Below are 18,006 nucleotides of genomic sequence, written 5' to 3'. Positions count from 1 at the left end.
TAATCATGCTTCAGAATATGATTTCTAAAGACGATGTGCTGGCATCGGCTGAACAATTAAAAGAGCTTCTTCCTTACAGCGAGGAAAATGTTCAGCTGATCAAAAAAGCCCTTATTTTATATCGGCAGGATTCAGTCTATCGTTTACAAGCAGTGAGTCCGACGGAAGTTACGGCTTACGTGCAGGATGTTGTGCCTGTGCGGGTCACATTGAACTTATTTGTCATAGCCAAAAGCGGCTGTTCATGTCCGTCTGGGAGAATCTGCCGCCATAAGCTGGCTGTTTTTTTATATGTATATGCAATGTTTGAACGAGTGGGAACTTTTACAGAACACTGGCTGGAGAGGGAAAAGCTCGAAGAAAGCAAAGAGCTCGTCCGGCGTCAATTCCAAGAGAAGGTGCTGCCTAATGAAGAGTCGCTTTCAAGCTGGCTTGTTTTTTTCGATTCAGAGTTTTCTCTTTGGCAGGCACGCACGGCTGAAGGCAGCCAAAACATGCAGGGCCTCTATTACGGCTATCTGTCCGCTTTGAAAAAGCATGCCCCCAACAAGCCGGAGCTGAAAAGCCTGTATCAGATTCATTCAGCGATCGCGGTGTGGCTTCGCATGTTTACATTGATTGAAGATGGAAAACTGGACCCCGAGCATGATTTTTATTCCCTCAATCCTTATGTCGAACAGCTGATGGACACGATCTACAGCTCAATTGATAAATTAAAAACGTACGCGCTGTCGTTTGCACTCGATCCCTTTCTGGAGAAAACGCCGGATGTCATTCGGGATCTCTTATTGAAGGAAGATATTTTTCAATATGAACGCATCCGCATTTTCGGTGAAATTTGGAGCGCGCTGCTGCCGCGGACGAAATGGGTGGCGCGTGAGCAAGAGATCCTGCAAAAAGAAGCCGGGCGGCGGTTTTCTCCTGAATTGCAATTCGGGCGTCTTCATTTAGAATTTTTGCAGAAACATGATGACGCGATTTTTGCGGAAACCGACCAATTTCCGCCGGAAGCGCTGCCGTATACGTTCCAATGGCTGAGTGAAATCACCGCGAAAAAGGATTGGAAACGGCTCAAGGAATGGTACCTCCGGATTGAATCGATTGCGATTGGTTATACGAAGCTGGATAAGCCGTTTAAAGAAATTCGCGACGTAATTGGCGAGCTGTTTCTTCTGCTGAACGCGTATGTGAAGCAAACCAATGATCAGGCGCTGTTTGAACGCTATGCGGCAGGCTGTCTGCCTTATACTTTCACAGAATACAGCCATCATTTGTATGAGAAAAAGCGTTACGCCGAGTGGATCGAAATCCACAGCCTTGTTGGCTTTTCAATTTATGAAATAGATAAAACGATGCTCAAAGAAATCGCGGCGAGCGATCCCGAGGCCCTTATACCCGCTTACCACAGAGAAGTGGCCTTTTTTATCGACCAGAAAAACCGCAGCTCTTACAAGGAAGCGGCCCGGTATTTGAAAAAACTGCGGACGCTCTACAAAAAAGCGAAAAAACTGAAGGTATGGGAACGCTATATTCAGCAGCTGAGCTCACATTACAAGCGCCTGCGCGCCCTTCAAGAAGAACTGCAGAAAGGAAAGTTGATTGATGGCGAGTCTTAAAGAAATACTTATTCACGTCGAACAAATGGAAGACGGGTCATTCACGCTCTCAGCCTTTGATGAGAATGAGCAGCCCCTTCCCTACAGCCACATGAAAAAGCATTTGTTTCAATGGCACGAATCCTCATTTTACGGAACCTTCCTTGAGGATGTCAGCTTCATCGGGACAACCGCGGTTTTGCTTTCTCCATGGATGACTGTAGAGCTTCTCGGCAAAAACTCGTTCAACTCATTCAGCTCCGTGCAGCTCACAGAAGAAACGGAACCGCTGATTGAGGCAGCGTCCACCATTTACGAATTTATCGCGGACGGAGATTTCCTGCCTGACTACGAAGCATGGACAAACGGTGTTTTCCGCTGGAAGGATCGGGACGGCATACTGGATGGCTTTACTGCGGAATGGTTTTCAGCCGCGGTGCATGATTATATTCAATATGACGACGAACTGCGTGAAAAATGGGAAAATATCAAAGAAAAATCACCTGCGGTCACAACATTTCGCGGACATTTTCTGGATGAAGAGGATTTTCTCGAAGGCATCGGCTGGGTTGACGATCAAACCCCGTTTACGGTTGGCCTCCGCTTGAACGAACCAGACTTTGACGGCGATGACTGGAAAATCGAAATGTTTTTACGCGATAAAAAGAGCGGCGCTGTTGTATTTTTTGACGGGCTGAAGAGCCTCAAAAAATCGTGGCAGGCCTACAGCGATAAAATCGCACGCGAGCAGGACCGCTTTCATCGAACGGTTCCGTGGCTGTCATTTGATTCCGGCACCACGCTGATTTCAGAGGAAGAAGCCTGGATTTTCCTGTCAGAGGCAAGTGAGACGCTTGTCGATATGGGCGTTGAAATCCTCCTGCCATCCTGGTGGCAGATTGTCAGAGACAGCAGCATGATGCTTAAAGCAAAAGTATCTTCCGCCCCCCGCGGCGAATCATTTGTCGGCATGAATGCGCTGCTTGACTTTAACTGGCGGTTTGCGACAAACGGCATTGAGCTGACAGAGGATGAATTTAACGAGCTTGTCGCGAGCAACAGGCGCCTCGTCAATATTCGCGGGCAATGGGTGAAAATAGATCCGCAGTTTATCAAACAGATGAAACGGCTGATGGAGAAGGCGGAATCAGAAGGGCTCCATATGTCTGACATTCTGGCACGAGAGCTGATGGATCAGCAGGAAGGCGGGCTTGAGGACTCAGACATCATGGATACATCCGCTTTTGCCGGGATTCAATTCGACCTGTCAAAACAGCTCAGATCACTGATTCGAAAGCTGACAACAGCGGAAAATCTGCCGGAGCATGAGGTCAGCCCCTCCTTTCAAGGCACGCTCCGCCCGTATCAGAAATATGGCATGAACTGGCTGCTGTTTCTGCGGCAAAGCGGTTTTGGCGCCTGTCTGGCCGATGACATGGGGCTTGGGAAAACCATTCAGATGATCGCATATTTTCTTCATGTGAAGGAAAGCGGACGGCAAAACACGCCGAATCTGATCATCGCGCCGACATCCGTACTCGGCAATTGGCAGCGGGAGCTTCAAACCTTCGCGCCCAATCTGTCGGTCGCTCTCCATTACGGCCCGCGCCGTCCGAAAGGGGAAGACTTCGCCGGCTATTACGGAAACGCGGACGTTGTCTTAACCTCCTACGGGCTGTCGCATGCCGATTCTGAAGAGCTTTCTTCGGTGACATGGAACACAATTTGTCTTGACGAAGCACAAAATATTAAAAACGCGCACACGAAGCAATCACGCGCAATCAGAAAGCTGAAGGGCATTCACCATATCGCGCTGAGCGGAACTCCGATGGAAAACCGCTTGACTGAGCTATGGTCGATTTTCGACTTCATGAATAAAGGCTACCTTGGCAGTCTGACCGGTTTCCATAAACGCTATGTATTGCCGATCGAAAAGGACCGGGACGAAAAAAGAATCGGACAGCTTCAGCAATTAATCCGGCCGTTTCTGCTGCGGCGGACAAAACGGGATGAGGACGTCGCATTAAACCTTCCCGACAAGCTGGAGCAAAAAGAATTTATTCCGCTGTCAGCCGAACAGGCGTCTCTCTATGAGCAGCTGGTGAAAGACACTTTTGAACATATGACGTCACTGACAGGCATGCAGCGAAAAGCACTGATCCTCAGCATGCTCGGACGGCTTAAACAAATATGCGATCATCCCGCGCTTTATTTGAAGGAAGATCAAACCGAACTGCTGGCCGGACGTTCGGTCAAGCTTGAAAAATTGCTTGAGCTGATGACAGCGATCCGCGCCCAAAACGAAAGCTGTCTCATTTTCACGCAATATATTCAAATGGGGAACATGATGAAGCGATTGCTTGAAAAAACCTTCGGCGAACCTGTGCAGTTTTTGAACGGGAGTCTTTCTAAGCAAGACCGCGATGCACTCGTTGAGAAATTTCAAAAGAAAGAATACCCGACACTGATTCTTTCGCTGAAAGCGGGCGGCACCGGTCTCAATCTGACAGCCGCCAACCATGTCATTCATTATGACAGATGGTGGAATCCGGCTGTTGAAAACCAAGCCACTGACCGGGCATACCGCATCGGGCAGGAGCGGTTTGTCCACGTTCATAAAATGATTACAACGGGTACAATTGAAGAAAAAATTGATATGATGCTTGAAACGAAGCAAACGCTGAACGACCAAATTATCCAAAGCGAAAACTGGATTACCGAGCTGTCCACAGATGAGCTCGAAGAATTATTTACATTAAGCGCCTCAGCGCAGGCACAATAATCACAAAAAAGCTGTCTCCTAAAAAGAGCCAGCTTTTTTCCGTTCATCGCCGTCACGCCGAATTTCACAGAATCCGTTACGCCGGTTATGTTCAGCATGCACTTTTTTTCAAAAGATAAACCTTACAGCAAGTGCCGAATCATATGGGCAACGCCATGTTCATCATTGGTCAGGGTTACAGCGTCGGCTATCGCTTTGATGTCCTCCCGCGCATTGCCCATCGCTACGCCTTTTCCGGAAGCCTCCAGCATAGACCTGTCATTTAAGCTGTCGCCCACGGCTGCTGTTTCCTTCATTGGGATGTTAAGCCGCTTTGCCAGCCTTTCCAGCGCCTGCCCCTTGGATGCCTTTTTGGAGGAAAGCTCAAAGTTATGATCAGCAGAGCTGACAAGTGTCAGACCTTTATCCTCCTGGTATCTCTGCCAGCCGGCCTCCAGCTTTTCTTTGAAGAAAGAAAAGCCAAGAATGTTGTAAAAATCAATCTGTTTATCCTCCTCAAAGAGCTCTTGAAACGTGTCGATATAAGCGAAGCCCGATTGACTGTATTGCACCTCGGCTGCCTGCATCAGAACAGAAAGGTCAGCCTCTGGATTCGCACTTTTGACCCGGTCAAGCTCAACATCAAGGAGCTGCCTGCCGTTTTGCGGCGTATAAATAGCTGAGTCTGTAAAAACCTCATAATAATAGTTTTCTGACTCAAGCCACGAGAGGATGTCATACGCCCGTTTTTTACCGATTGTTTCCGAATGATAAAGCCTGCCGTCAGGGTCGTGAATGACAGCGCCGTTCGCACTGATGACCCACGTTTTGATCCCGAGCGGTTCAAAAATTGACACGACATCAAAATAAGCGCGTCCCGTTGATACAACAACCTCAATCCCGTCACGCTGCGCCTGCCGCAGAGCATTTTCATTTTCTGAGCTTACTTGATGCTTGCTGTTCAGCAAGGTTCCGTCTAAGTCGATCGCAATCAATTTCACGTTTATCAGCCCTTTCTTTCATCCTGCTCTGTCACGAGAAGTTCGACGCCATTAAGATCAAGCAAGTCGCAAAACGCCTGATCGGGCAGCCGGTCTGTAATCAAGAGATCAATTTCACTCAGCTCAGCGTACTGATAAAAACTGGTGCTTCCCAGCTTCGAATAATCCGCAAGGGCGATCACCTGCTTCGCCTGCTGAATCATTTTTCGCTTCACCAGCCCATCTTCTTCATGCGCGATCGTAATGCCGTGTTCCGAAATACCGACAACACCGATCAGCGCTTTATCGACGTGATAGCTTGAAAGCTTTTCAATTACAGAGGCGCCGTACAAGAAACGGTGCTCCTTTTCAAGCTTGCCTCCGAGAAGATAGATCTCAATACCCTCTTTGTCTGAGAGCACTTCCGCGAGATTGATGGAGTTGGTGATAACCGTACAGTCGTCTGCATTCAAGTGCTTGGCGCACGCCTGAACGGTTGTAGACGCGTCTAAAATAACCCGGTCGCCATTTTGGATCAGTGATGCGGCGAGTTTGCCAATCTTGTTTTTTTCCTCGGACACTGTTTTCAGCCGGCCGGAATACCCCTGAATTTTCTGGTGCACAGACGGCAGAATGGCGCCGCCTCTTGTGCGAATAATGGCATTCTGTTCCTCCAGCTTCACAAGATCTCGCCGTGCTGTATCTCTGGACACCTGAAGGAGCGTACAGATCTGCTCGGTTGTAATGCGGTTATGCTCCTTTAGATGATCCACAATCGCTACTAATCTTTCTTCTTGGTACACGCCCTCATTCCTTTTCATATGACGTACTCTTTAAGCGATTATAAGTTTTTATATATCAATAATCAATATTATTAAGTGAAATTAAGTAAAAATGCATCACAAGAACCAATTTTTCCTATCTCAAACAGAAAGAAAAAACCAGTCTGGTCGACTGGTCAATTCTGAGGGGATGATGCGAAGAAAAGTAATCGTGAATGGGATTTAAAGCGGGAGGAACAGGGAGATGTCAATCGGCAGCTTTTTCCCGAGGTTTAGGGTCCATAAAACGAACAATATCAGCCATCACTTCAGTTACATACACTTTGACACCTTCCGCATTTTCATAGCTCCTTGTCTGAATACGTCCGCTTAGGCCGACGAGAGAGCCTTTTTGGCAATATAACGCCGTGTTTTCGGCCGTTTTTCTCCAAAGCGTGCAATTGACGTAATCCGCTTCAACTTCTCCTGAAGCATTTTTGAAGCTGCGGTTAACTGCAATCGTAATGTGTGTGACTGCCGCGCCTGCGGAAGTGTACCGAAGCTCAGGGTCTTTTGTTAAACGTCCGACAAGCATGACCTGATTGAACATTGCGATTCCCCCTCTCCTTGCGGTTACACATATTGTAGACGATGCAACGAGTAAAGAAAAACGCTCAAAATCGCATTTCAGCCTCTGTTTTTATCTTTCGTTTTCATTTTTCCCTCAGCTAAAAACAGCTTTTGTTTTTTCCCTCTAAAGAAATATGTATTTTTTAAAAACCGGAAAAACAATTTAGATGTCAGCCAATGCTGCGTATTCATACAGACATAAGAGGAGCCGTCCCATGCAAACCACTGAAAGCTGAGCTTCCTTTCCGGGAGCGACAGCTGGATTTTGTACTGTTCCATCCCATCATAAGTTTCGTATAAAAATATCATCCTCTCTTTCCTATATAGATGAACCTCAAAAATATCTTTACGGCTTAACATATAAGCTTCGTTCGTTTGAATCAAACGCTGATCCGCCGGAGTGCCGTCAATATAAATTTCCTTTAAATGAAATCGATTCATACACACCTCTCCGTAATCCATAGTCAGTTACAGTATAATGAAAAAATAGAAATTATTAAATGTTGTGCAAGTACAAAATAAATTGTCCCCAACATTACAGCGTTTTCACGGAAAAATGAATATGTGTTATAATTCATTTTAAGAATTCTTTGTAAGTAAATGGGGTGAGATAAAAATGAAAACCTTTAAACTGGTTGACCTGAACGTGGAACGAGTGGACAAGGAAGAAAAGTCAATTGAACAGTTTCCCCTTATTGACGGACTGATTATCAATAAAGAAGACGGCGAAAATCACTGGCTGATTGAAGCGCTTGTTCCGAAGGAGCACTTGTCTTTTTTTGACCAGCTTCAAAAAAAACAAACTGAAGTCAAAGTGTTTGTGACGATTACGAAAAAAAGCAACCGCCCCGCCCAGCTGACTGCAGCTGTGAAGAATATTGCTGAACTGGAAGAAAGCATCTCGGTTTTAATTTACGGACAAATGGTGACAAGAAAACAGCAAGGCACTGAAACCATCCTGGAATCTCTTGTAAAAGAGGGCTATACAGGAGCGAAGCTGATCGAGGCGTTTAAGCAGAAGATATAAAAGAGAGTGGAAATCATCCCCTCTCTTATTTTACATTTGCTGAGGTGGCACGTATGAATAAGCGAAAAATTCAAACGGTTGTTTTATCACTTATCGGCGCAGCTGTCCTTTTGACATCAAGTTTGCAAACACCTAGAGAAGCTGTTGCTGCCGGGAAGAGTCCCAACCTAAAGAAAATGAATGTCGATGAGTTTTTCACTGATCACGACGGAACTTTTATCTTACGTGATCTGAAAAACGAAAAAACATTCGTTTACGGCGATCAACGCGCGACACAAAGATTTGCGCCGCAATCGACTTTTAAAGTCCCAAACGCGCTCATTGGATTACAAACAGGCGCCGTTAAAGATGAATATGACATCAAATACTGGGACGGTGTAAAACGTGAGCTCGATGTATGGAATCTGGATCACACGCTAGGATCTGCCATGAGATACTCTGTTGTTTGGTATTATCAAGCGATGGCACGAGACATCGGAGAAGAGCGAATGAAGGAATGGATTGATAAAATAGCGTACGGCAATCAAGATATCAGCGGCGGCATTGACCAATTTTGGCTGAGCAGCACGCTTAAGATTTCTCCTCTGGAACAAACGGACTTTATGGAAGCCTTATACAAAGAAAAACTGCCATTTGATAAAAGCGTAATGAAGACGGTGAAGCGGATGATGATTCAGGAAGATGAGGATCATTATACGCTTTATGGAAAAACCGGTTCAGGCTCAGGCATCGGCTGGTATGCAGGCTTTGTCAAAACCGAAAACGGAGTGTACAGTTTCGTGACGAACATTGACGGTACCGGCACAGAAGCGAAAAGCATGACAATGGATATTTTGAAGAAATATGTTCTGCATTAACTGACGCTAAAAAGGAGTGGGATTCATGGGTGGATTTTATTTCTTTGGCGGTCTGGTTTTAACCTTTTTGTTTGGTGTTGGTTTATTGTCTTTAGGTACATATACGCTCTGGAGATTCTTTGTAAAAGCCGAAAAAATAAGGTCATAGAAAGTCTCCGGTGTATATATTAATGGTGAGGAATATGAAATAAATTGGGAGAGGGTTGAGTTAACTTAACCCTCTTTTTAAGTTCATATGTCAAATAACGGCTTGAGGGATGCACTGATGAGGGAATTTATTGTAAGCTACACTCTGCCAATTTTTATAATTTTATTTTTGGTTGTCACTTGGATAAGGAAAATGAGAATAAACAATAATGAAGGGACACCAAACAAATCATTTATCAAGCAAATAGCTCTCACTGTTATTATTACATTAGTACTCATCTCTACGATTTCTTACATAATTATCAGCATGACTTGAACAGCTGATACAGTGAGGAGCTAGTTCTTAAAAGGTGGGGGAATATTGAGAGAAGTACACTGTCTGGTCGTTGGTTTTTTGCTTTTAGTAATAAGTTTGATAGACGTGGTTTTAAGCAAATCGGTCGAAAGCTACACACTGATATTGTCTGTTATTCCCTTCTGATTTATTTTGTGTATAAAGAAACAAAAAACAAAGAACGTTTCAAGTTAGCTAAGATGATATCTTCATATATAGCGTTGACCTTTTCAATGGTGGTTGTATTAGTCTTAAAGCTGGCTGATTCACTGATGTTTTCACAAATAAATTATTTATTTTGGGTGTATGCCTCAATGGTTATTAGTTACTTTGTTTCACTAGTTATAGTATCTAAAAATTCAGAGAAACAACAGGCACAAAGTAGGATCGGCCTTAAAGGGGATAGCGGCCGCTGTTCTGTATTGCTATGAGGCGGCATAGAGCGATTTCCTACTTGGTGATATATTAAAGAGAAAGAAGATTACTATTCTAGAGCGGATAAGTTGCTATTGCATTGCCCGTTAGCAGAAAGGAAGGGAAAAACACTGCAAATTAAAGCGCTAAATGTAGCTGGAGAGGTTGTAAATGCATGGGAAGAGTTATCCAAAGGAGAAACTTATTATTGCCCGCATTGCAACAATGAAATGAGATATAGGAAGGGTGAAATTAACCACCCGCATTTTGCTCATAAAACTTTAGCGGACTGCCCTTTTTCTGGAGAGAACGAAAGTAAAGAGCACTACGAAATGAAAAAGCGATTTTATGATTTTTTGAAAAAGAAATATCCTAATCTAAAAATTGAATTGGAGTCATGTCTGGTTCCAAATAGAAGAGCTGATATGATTATTCGTGGTCAGTCTCATACTCTTGTTGTTGAGTTCCAAGCGTCTAAAATAGAATTCCAAGAAGTCAAAGAGCGAACTCAGGATTACAATAAACTTGGTCATCCTGTGCTTTGGATCTTCCACATCCAAAGATTTGGATACAAACAATTTCACACTGAGAAAAAGCGAAAACAGATCCCTTATGAATTAGTGGAGATGCTTCGTTTAGATTCTCTATTTGTGATGGATAATAAAGGATTTATCCAAAAGTGCTCCGGCAAAAAATCGCCTAAGACAAAAATCGTTTGTGAATATAGCTTCTTTCCTGTGAAAATGGATTTTAAGTTTAACAACGTGATACGGAGAGACAATAATGAGTCGTTATTTTTGTGTCAATTAGGAAAAGACTCAATATATAGCAAGAAAAATCTGTATTATGGATACGGGTACAGCAAGAGTAAAAATCTCTTTGTTGAATTAAAACCGATCCTTCCTTCCGCTTTCTTTAAGATAGAGAAAGCAAAGCGTCATAACAACTTTGTTGCTTTTCATTTGTTTATGGATGTGGAACGAAATCAAATTGTGGACAATGGGTTTCTTTTATCAAAAAAGAAAGTGGATCCCGAAACGATATTAAGTCATTTAAAGCCATTTAACCAACCTCAAATTTCGAAATCTTCAGTTCAGGAACCTAAGAAGGATTTGAAGATTGATAAAAAAGAAGTAGTGAAGAGTGTTGCTAACAATGATCAAGTCAAGAACCCCGACAATCAGATTGAAATTCAGAATGACAAAAGAATCGACTATAATGACATTCCTTTAGAAAAGAAAAACAATGAAAAGAAACTATGGCCGACTATTCTGTCTGTATTTAAAAAAATATTTGTTTTAAAATAAACCCTCATAAGAACACACCCCTAAAGCTTCGCTTATGGGGTGTTTGTTTTTGTAGAACGCTTTGTAGCGGCCGCTGTTCTGGTTTCTTGTAAACAGGGGAAATTATTGAGTGTAAAAGAATAGGCTTTAGTGTAGAACCCGCTCCTCATCAAAGCAAAGAATCTGACTATTGTCGGGCCTGCCTTTTATCACAAGGCAGGCTTTCCCATTCTCCTATAATCAAAAGAACGATTTGCAGCCGTTTTGGAAAATTGCTCATACACACACATCATCACATTCCGCTAATCGATTTGTCATTTGTATGACCGACAGTCTCAATCAATTTTCCTTTCACTGCGAGACGTCCTTCGGTTTCCACAGCTTTGTCGCATGTGATTAATGTAATTTCCTTTTCTTTTGTATCCTGAATCACATCTGCATCTATTTCAGAAATCATTTTTATTGATGTCACAGAGTACATATAATCTTTTTTGAAATCTGTGATTACAATTTTGGCGCCTTTTTTTATGTTGGCCAGAGGTCCGAATAAAAGGCTCTTCTGCTTCAGGTGATGGCCTGCCAATGGATAGTTTCCCTCGCCCATATTCTGATCCGGGCGCATTGTTGCCGCTCCGATCAACAGGTTTTCATTGGTGGTGCCTTTTAATATGGGGAGCTCCAGATCCACACTTTCAATGGTGATCCTGCCGATTATTGTCTTCGGATCACGATTGAAGCCCGCATTTATAGCTTCCGATAGCGTGGGCGGCTGTATAGAATCGAAATCAAATTCTGCTTCTTTCTCATTATTTTCTTGCAGCTGTTTCACAGTCAATTCCGACTCATACTGATTTTTGCTAAGGTAGGCGATGAGACTTCCTTTTATGAAAGGAGAAAAGATAAGCAGCAGGCCGGAAAGAATAAACACCGCAATGATTATCTTTTTATACATGCAGTACATTCCTTTCTTATGTGTCATGCTATGAGGGATGATCTGTTTAAAAAAGCACCTGATCGAATCTTCAATGATCAGGTGCCATCACATTTATGCCTTTCTTTGTTTCTTTCTTGAGACATGAGCCAAAGTTCCGCCTGCTAAGAGCAGAAGAATGCCGATCATAACTGGCACCGTACTGTCTGTATCACCGGTTTTTGGAAGAGAATTGTCTGTTTTTGTGTGGCCAGCTGTATCATCGGCTTTTGGATGTGAATTGTCTGTTTTCACATGACCATCTGTACCATCGGTTTTTGGATGCTGTCCATCTCCCTTCATATTTTTATCCGGTGTATCCTTGCTCGGCGTTGGCGTTTTTAATTTTTGATTAAAAGCGACAACCTCAACAGGGTTTGACTGTCCTTTTTCAATTGTGAACACAATTGGTGTGTCATCCAGTTTATAGCCATCGGGCGCCTTCGTTTCGATAAGCTGGTAGCGCCCCGGTGCAAGGCCTTTAATAGTGAATTGTCCATTTGCATTAGTTTTCCATAATTTAGAGTTGCCTTTGCCGTAGCCATCAGTTTTTACAGGCTTGCCGTTGGCGTCCAATAACTTGAATTCAGCACCCTCTAAAACGGCTTTTTTATCGTCTTGATCCACTTTTGTCAGTTTCACGTCGCCTGGTGCCAGTATGTTCTCTGCGGTGATTTCAACTGGCTTTGTTTCAGTATTGGTGATCTTGAACGGTATTGGCGTTTTATCCAAACTGTAATTCACTGGCGCTTTTGTTTCGACAAACTGATACTTGCCTGCTTTGAGACCGTGTACGCTAATCTGTCCTTTGTCATCAGTGGTGAGACCGGATTTCAAAACTTTGCCGTTGGCATCAGTCAGATTAAACTCCGCTCCTTGAAGAACTTTCTCTTTATCATGTTGATCCACTTTTGTGAGAACGACACGGTTCTCGGTGTTAACAGCTGTTACTTCAACTTGTTCTGGTTGGCCGCCATGTTCAGCCTTAATGGTGAACGGCACCGGGCTTTCGGATAGGAGATAGCCGTCTGGCGCCTGTTCTTCAACAAATTGATAACTTCCCGGAGCCAAACCTGCAACCTTAATTTTACCGCCTTCTTTTGAGACAAGGTCAGCTCTTACCGTGTTTCCGTTGTGATCAACAATTTTGAAAACTGCACCCGCTAATCCTTTTTCGCCTTGATCTACTTTCGTCAACTGAACAGAACCTTTATCGTTAACGGCTATCCCGGCATCTGCTGGTTCTGGCTTTCCTTCTGCTGATTCAGAGATGGTGAACTCTTTTCTCTCTGTATTCAGCACATATCCCTCAGGCGCTTTCGTTTCGACAAAGGCGTAGCGCCCAGGTGCGAGGCCTGAAGCTGTGACTTTTCCGTCTTTATCCGAGGTCAGCTCTTCTTGAACCGTATGCCCTTCATGATCAACAATCTTGAAGACGGCCCCTTCAAGTTTCTGCCCTTCGGCATTCTCCTTCACCAGCTGAGCGGAGCCTTTATCGTTAACGGCTATCCCGGCATCAGTTGATTCCGGCTTTCCTTCTGCTGATTCAGAGATGGTGAACTCTTTTCTCTCCGTGTTCAGTACATAACCCTCAGGCGCTTTCGTTTCAACAAAAGCGTATCGTCCCGGTGCGAGGCCTGAAGCTATGATCTTTCCGTCTTTATCCGAGGTCAGCCCTTCTTGAACCGTATGGCCCTCGTCATCGACAATCTTGAAGACGGCTCCTTCAAGTTTCTGCCCTTCGGCATTCTCCTTCACCAGCTGAGCGGAGCCTTTATCGTTAACGGCTATCCCGGCATCAGTTGATTCCGGCTTTCCTTCTGCTGATTCAGAGATGATAAATTCTCGTTTCTCGGTGTTTAATACATATCCGTTCGGGGCTTTCGTTTCGACAAAGGCGTATCGTCCCGGCGCAAGGCCCGAAGCCTCTACTTTACCGTCTTTATCCGAAGTCAGCTCTTCTTGAACTGTATGGCCTTCGTCATCAATAATCTTGAAGACGGCCCCTTCAAGTTTCTGTCCTTTGGCATCTTCCTTCGCTAAATAGGCCCTTCCTTGATAATTGACCATTTCTCCCAATTCTACGTCAGACACTTGATTCTTATCATTCTTTGCGATTGAGAAATGAATCGCCTTCGTATTTACGATAAAGCCAGCAGGGGCTTTCGTTTCTGTCAGGCGGTAATAGCCCGCCGGCAAACCATTCATTTCGATTTTTCCGTTTTTATCGCTTTTGATATCCGTTTCTATCAAAGTATAGGTGCCGTTGCTCGCCTTTTTCTCCAGCTTGAAAACAGCACCAGCTAAAGGATTTTTTTGTTCATCTTTTTTGATAAGCGTCACCTTGTTCTGTTGATTTACGACTTTGTACAGCGCTCCTGTCTTGGATGAGTTGCTGTCTATCTTAACAGAGACTCCTTTTGCATAAGCATCGCTGATGGTATATCCGTCAGGCGCTTTTACTTCTTTTAATACATAAGAGCCGTAGCGAATATTTCCGAATGTAAGCTTACCATCGGCACCTGTTGTGCCGTTGCGCAGGAGCTGCTTGGCGTCTTCAGACCATAACTGAAACTCTGCTCCTCCAAGCGCTTTATCGTTCTCTCCTGTCTTTAAAATCGTCAGGCTTCCTTTTTCTCCAGAGCCGGAACCGTCGCCGCTTGAAATGGCAACAAAGATCGAGCTGCTGGTTTCTTGAGTCTGCTCCTTCACATTTGTTCCAGAAATGGACACCTTATTTTTAACGTGCCCGCTCGTGCCGGCTATGTTAATCAGAGACCGGTATTTGATCACATAGGCACGGTCAATTTGTTTATAGCTGCCTATGAATTGCAGGGCAAACGATTGTTCACCTGTTGTATTGTCGGTTTTGATGTCTACCGTGTAGTCTTTGTCTTTTTGGAGCTCGACATCGCCCGCGGTCAGATTTCCGCTGCTGTCTTTGACCACTCCGTTTTCATCATATTTTGCTTGATACACTTTAAAAGAATCTGCATCTAGTATTTGATTATCATCCGGCGTGTCAATAACTTTCACGTCATCCAGCGTTGATTGGCTGGAGTTGACGTTGATATTCCAATCAATGTAGCTGCCATTTTGTTTGCCGCCTTTGAAAACCAGGTTTCCTCCGTTCGCAACCGAAACAGAACCCGTCAACGTGCGGTCTGCATGACCGTTATTATAGTATGTTGCCTTGTTTGTGTACTGGTTCTGATCAATGACCTGTCCTTTGAGTGATGTCTTAAACTCAATCAGATATGGTACAGAATCACCTGTTTTAAGGTGTACCGTCAGAGTGCGTTCATTATTCGAAGAAGGCTCTTCGATATCATACTTGGAAGGGTCAAGCGCGTCTCCTTCTGTGATGGAACCGTTTTTATTGATCGTATAACTCTTAACCACAACGGAACCTGGCACAAATTGCTGCGGATCTGTTATGGCATCTTTGATATAAGGGTTTTTCGTCGGCTCGCCATTATAATTGACGCCGATTTTCCATGTGATTTCCTTTGAAACCGCGTTGTATGAACCGTTTTTGAAACCATTATTTGAAGTCTGATGATTCGGCGTAAAACCGCTTGATACCTTATTCGTGCGCTCATTGCCGTTTTGATCAGTCCATGTCGACTGAGCTGTATTCTTAACACTTTCGTTAGAATAATCGGCATTGAATGTTGTTTTGTAAATGATCTTAAATTGACTGTCTGTTTTTGCGTAATCCCCGATCAATGCCAAAGTAAAGCCTTTATGATCCGGTTTTTTTGTGAAGGTGTAGTCTTTGCCTTCCTGCAAAGTTTTGTTATTGGTTGTGTCTTGAATCTTGAATGACCCGTCAATTAACGCCAGCCCGCCGCTGTCGAATTGATCATCTAAAGTCCAATTGTTCATTGTATAGCGGTTTTTATTAACTGTGATCGTCCAATCAACCGTCTTCTTCTCATAATCTACGTTTGAATATCCTTTGATGAGATTCTGCTGAATGGCTATGCCGGAAGCTTCTTTTGAATCCCCTGTTCCGGTCACAACGCTATTGGTGTACGTTGTCGATTTATCAATGATCACTCCGCTGTTGACCTTTGTTTGATATGTGATTTTGTAAGCGCTGGTAACGGTTTTATTAAATTTGATTTCAAATCCGTTTCCATTATCGGTCAGCGTGTAGTCCTCGCCTTCCTTTAAAGGCGTTCCCGCTTGCTCGCTCCCGTTCTGTCCAAAGGTAATAGGAATAACCTTCAAAGAGTCTTTCACGAGGTGCAAATCGCTAGTTCCAAAAGAATCCTTAATGCTGGCCTTGGATTGATCGATCTGTTTCTCACCGTAGTTATATGCAAGAGCCCAGCTGAATGTTTGAGATTCTCCATCATAGCCTGTTGATGATTTCGCGATCATTTTTCCATATTTGGCCGCAACAGTGGCGTCGGCAGAAATGGGTTCCAGGTTGTCTCCGCTGAATGCTGCCTTGTTCGTCAGCGTTAGATTTCCGCCTTCACTCGGCTTTGCACTATTGTCAATGTCGGTTTCGTATACAAGTCGGTAGGCTGAATCAATTGTCCCGTCAAATGTGACATTTCCTTTAGAATCAACGCTGTAGCCGGAAGAAACTTCATTTCCTTTGCTGACAGAACCATCAATGTTCACATTGAGTTCATACACTTTAACTGAACGGTAGATTACGCCATCTGGAAGGCTTTCCGTGAGTTTGGCATTCTTGACTTGATCCAACTTTTTATTGACATCGACCGTCCATGTTACTTTACCGGGGTTGATCCCTTTATCCAGTACACCTGATTTATCAATGGTTTTACTCACATTTGGCTTAAAATAAACCGTTGTTTCAGGAGTATCGGAATTTACAGGGAATGGAATCTTTTGTGTTGTCGATCCCGTTATTTTTTTCTCGTTGAACTGCGTATTGATAACCAATGTGCCTTTGACATTAGAACTGTCTTTTACCTCGCCGTTAAATGTCATCACCACATGTCCGTTCGTATCAATAGAAAATGTCCCGTAGGTGGTGTCGCCGGCGCTTAACGGCAGGTTCACAATGTCATTATGCATAACAAATTCTTTAGGCAAATCAAATTCATATTTATCGCCGGCGTTGATTGTTTTTCCTAAATCGTCAGGAATGGCCCAATCAATTGAAATTTTCACCGGAGAATTCGTATCGGCGCGATTGCCCTTGTCATATGGCTCGCCGTTTGCGTCCGTCAATGTCACGCCGGTTAAAATATGTTGTGTGATTTGTTTTTCTTCAGTTTGCAAGCTTTTGAAAGCTGATTGACTTGCGGATGACATTTTTTTTGAATCATCACTCTTCGAGGATTCGCCGCTCTTAGAGTCATCTGACGGCTGCTGTTCTTTCTCTTTTTGATCCTTGCTGACTGAAGGTGCAGATTTGTCATCTGTCCCTTCCTGATCACCCGCAGTATCAGAAGAGTCGCTTTTTGGCTCTTCCGCCTCGGCATCTGGTGTCTCCTCTTTCTTAACAGGGATGATCACCTGCTGGGTTTTGCCTCCCCCCAGATGAAAAAGGGCTGCTGTATGTTCATCATCTTTTACATCTGCAGTAAATTTAGCTGACAGTGTAATGGTCCCCTGGGCATCAGGGGAATCCGCGGATGCAGTTGTTAATTTTACCGTCATGGTGCTGCTGCCCGCCGGCACTTGATAGCTGCCGATGACCTGATCAGCTGATTTGATCTGACCTTCTGCACCTTTATCAAATGTAAAGCTCTCAGGTATCTCCACATTGATACCCTGTTCGCTGTCTGCTTCTTTATCTTTTTTCAATGACCATTCATATGTCAGTGTCACTTCATCCCCCGGCGTTAATGCCGGTTCGTTTCCTTTTGACCCGTCAACAATCTGATTCTTACCGTCCTTGACCGTCACTGAATCGAAAAAGCGGCTGTCACTTGACGTTACATCCACAGCCTGTGCGGTAAGAGTATAGCTGGCGATCTGGCTGAAGAAGAAAAAGATCGCAAGGCTTATGATCATAACGATCCGCCCGCTTTTTTTCAGCCCTAAGGGAAAACTCCTCGTTCTCACCTTTTCATTCCTCCCTTTCATATCTATTTTTCACTTGCCGATTGATACGCGAGACCATAAAATCATGTCTCATCCCCCAAAATGAACTGCTAATGCCGAATGAGTTTCAAAACGAAGATTTGCCATCCGAACCAAACTACATTGTATGAAATGGAACTATACAAATTCTGTACATCAAAAAAGTGAATCA

12 protein-coding genes are annotated in these 18,006 nt (G+C 44.0%); 6 read left to right on the top strand and 6 right to left on the bottom strand.

The window, feature by feature from the left end:
• Positions 1-5 precede the first annotated feature (5 nt).
• Positions 6-1,616, top strand: coding sequence for an SWIM zinc finger family protein (locus tag M1D69_RS02830; RefSeq protein WP_458104650.1), 1,611 nt, complete (start codon positions 6-8; stop codon positions 1,614-1,616).
• Positions 1,603-4,377 carry a DEAD/DEAH box helicase gene (locus tag M1D69_RS02825; protein WP_458104651.1) on the top strand — a complete coding sequence of 925 codons (2,775 nt, stop codon included), beginning with the start codon at positions 1,603-1,605 and terminating at the stop codon, positions 4,375-4,377. Before M1D69_RS02830 ends, M1D69_RS02825 begins: the two co-directional genes overlap by 14 nt.
• Before the next feature lie 122 nt (positions 4,378-4,499).
• Here M1D69_RS02825 and M1D69_RS02820 read toward each other — a convergent pair whose 3' ends face one another.
• The 4 genes from M1D69_RS02820 to M1D69_RS02805 form a co-directional block, all read right to left on the bottom strand.
• Entirely contained in the window at positions 4,500-5,357 is an 858-nt protein-coding gene (locus M1D69_RS02820; protein ID WP_458104652.1) for a Cof-type HAD-IIB family hydrolase, read from the bottom strand.
• A gap of 5 nt (positions 5,358-5,362) precedes the next feature.
• Positions 5,363-6,139 (bottom strand): DeoR/GlpR family DNA-binding transcription regulator, encoded by a 777-nt coding sequence (locus tag M1D69_RS02815; RefSeq protein ID WP_458106217.1) that lies wholly within the window; start codon positions 6,137-6,139, stop codon positions 5,363-5,365.
• A 226-nt stretch (positions 6,140-6,365) separates the two neighbouring features.
• Positions 6,366-6,707, bottom strand: coding sequence for a single-stranded DNA-binding protein SsbB (ssbB, locus tag M1D69_RS02810; protein WP_458104653.1), 342 nt, complete (start codon positions 6,705-6,707; stop codon positions 6,366-6,368).
• A gap of 77 nt (positions 6,708-6,784) precedes the next feature.
• Positions 6,785-7,168, bottom strand: a complete 384-nt coding sequence (locus M1D69_RS02805) for a hypothetical protein (RefSeq protein WP_458104654.1) — start codon at positions 7,166-7,168, stop codon at positions 6,785-6,787.
• A gap of 175 nt (positions 7,169-7,343) precedes the next feature.
• Between M1D69_RS02805 and M1D69_RS02800 the strand changes: the two genes are divergently transcribed.
• The 4 genes from M1D69_RS02800 (at position 7,344) to M1D69_RS02785 (ending at position 10,813) form a co-directional block, all read left to right on the top strand.
• Complete coding sequence (locus M1D69_RS02800; RefSeq protein WP_458104655.1) at positions 7,344-7,754, top strand: YwpF-like family protein; 411 nt, start codon at positions 7,344-7,346, stop codon at positions 7,752-7,754.
• A 53-nt stretch (positions 7,755-7,807) separates the two neighbouring features.
• Entirely contained in the window at positions 7,808-8,611 is an 804-nt protein-coding gene (gene blaOXA / locus M1D69_RS02795) for a class D beta-lactamase (RefSeq protein WP_458104656.1), read from the top strand.
• A 25-nt stretch (positions 8,612-8,636) separates the two neighbouring features.
• Complete coding sequence (locus tag M1D69_RS02790) at positions 8,637-8,759, top strand: hypothetical protein (RefSeq protein ID WP_458104657.1); 123 nt, start codon at positions 8,637-8,639, stop codon at positions 8,757-8,759.
• An 842-nt stretch (positions 8,760-9,601) separates the two neighbouring features.
• A complete protein-coding gene (locus M1D69_RS02785; protein WP_458104658.1) occupies positions 9,602-10,813 on the top strand; it encodes a competence protein CoiA in 1,212 nt (403 codons plus the stop codon).
• A gap of 271 nt (positions 10,814-11,084) precedes the next feature.
• On the opposite strand, the gene M1D69_RS02780 is transcribed toward M1D69_RS02785, so the two are convergent.
• Both M1D69_RS02780 and M1D69_RS02775 read right to left on the bottom strand, forming a co-directional pair.
• Entirely contained in the window at positions 11,085-11,744 is a 660-nt protein-coding gene (locus M1D69_RS02780) for a class A sortase (RefSeq protein ID WP_458104659.1), read from the bottom strand.
• Between the two features lie 93 nt (positions 11,745-11,837).
• Complete coding sequence (locus M1D69_RS02775) at positions 11,838-17,816, bottom strand: SpaA isopeptide-forming pilin-related protein (RefSeq protein WP_458104660.1); 5,979 nt, start codon at positions 17,814-17,816, stop codon at positions 11,838-11,840.
• Positions 17,817-18,006 lie beyond the last annotated feature (190 nt).

This window comes from Bacillus sp. PK3-037 (assembly GCF_054161355.1).
This window is presented reverse-complemented; position numbering and strand designations above follow the sequence as displayed.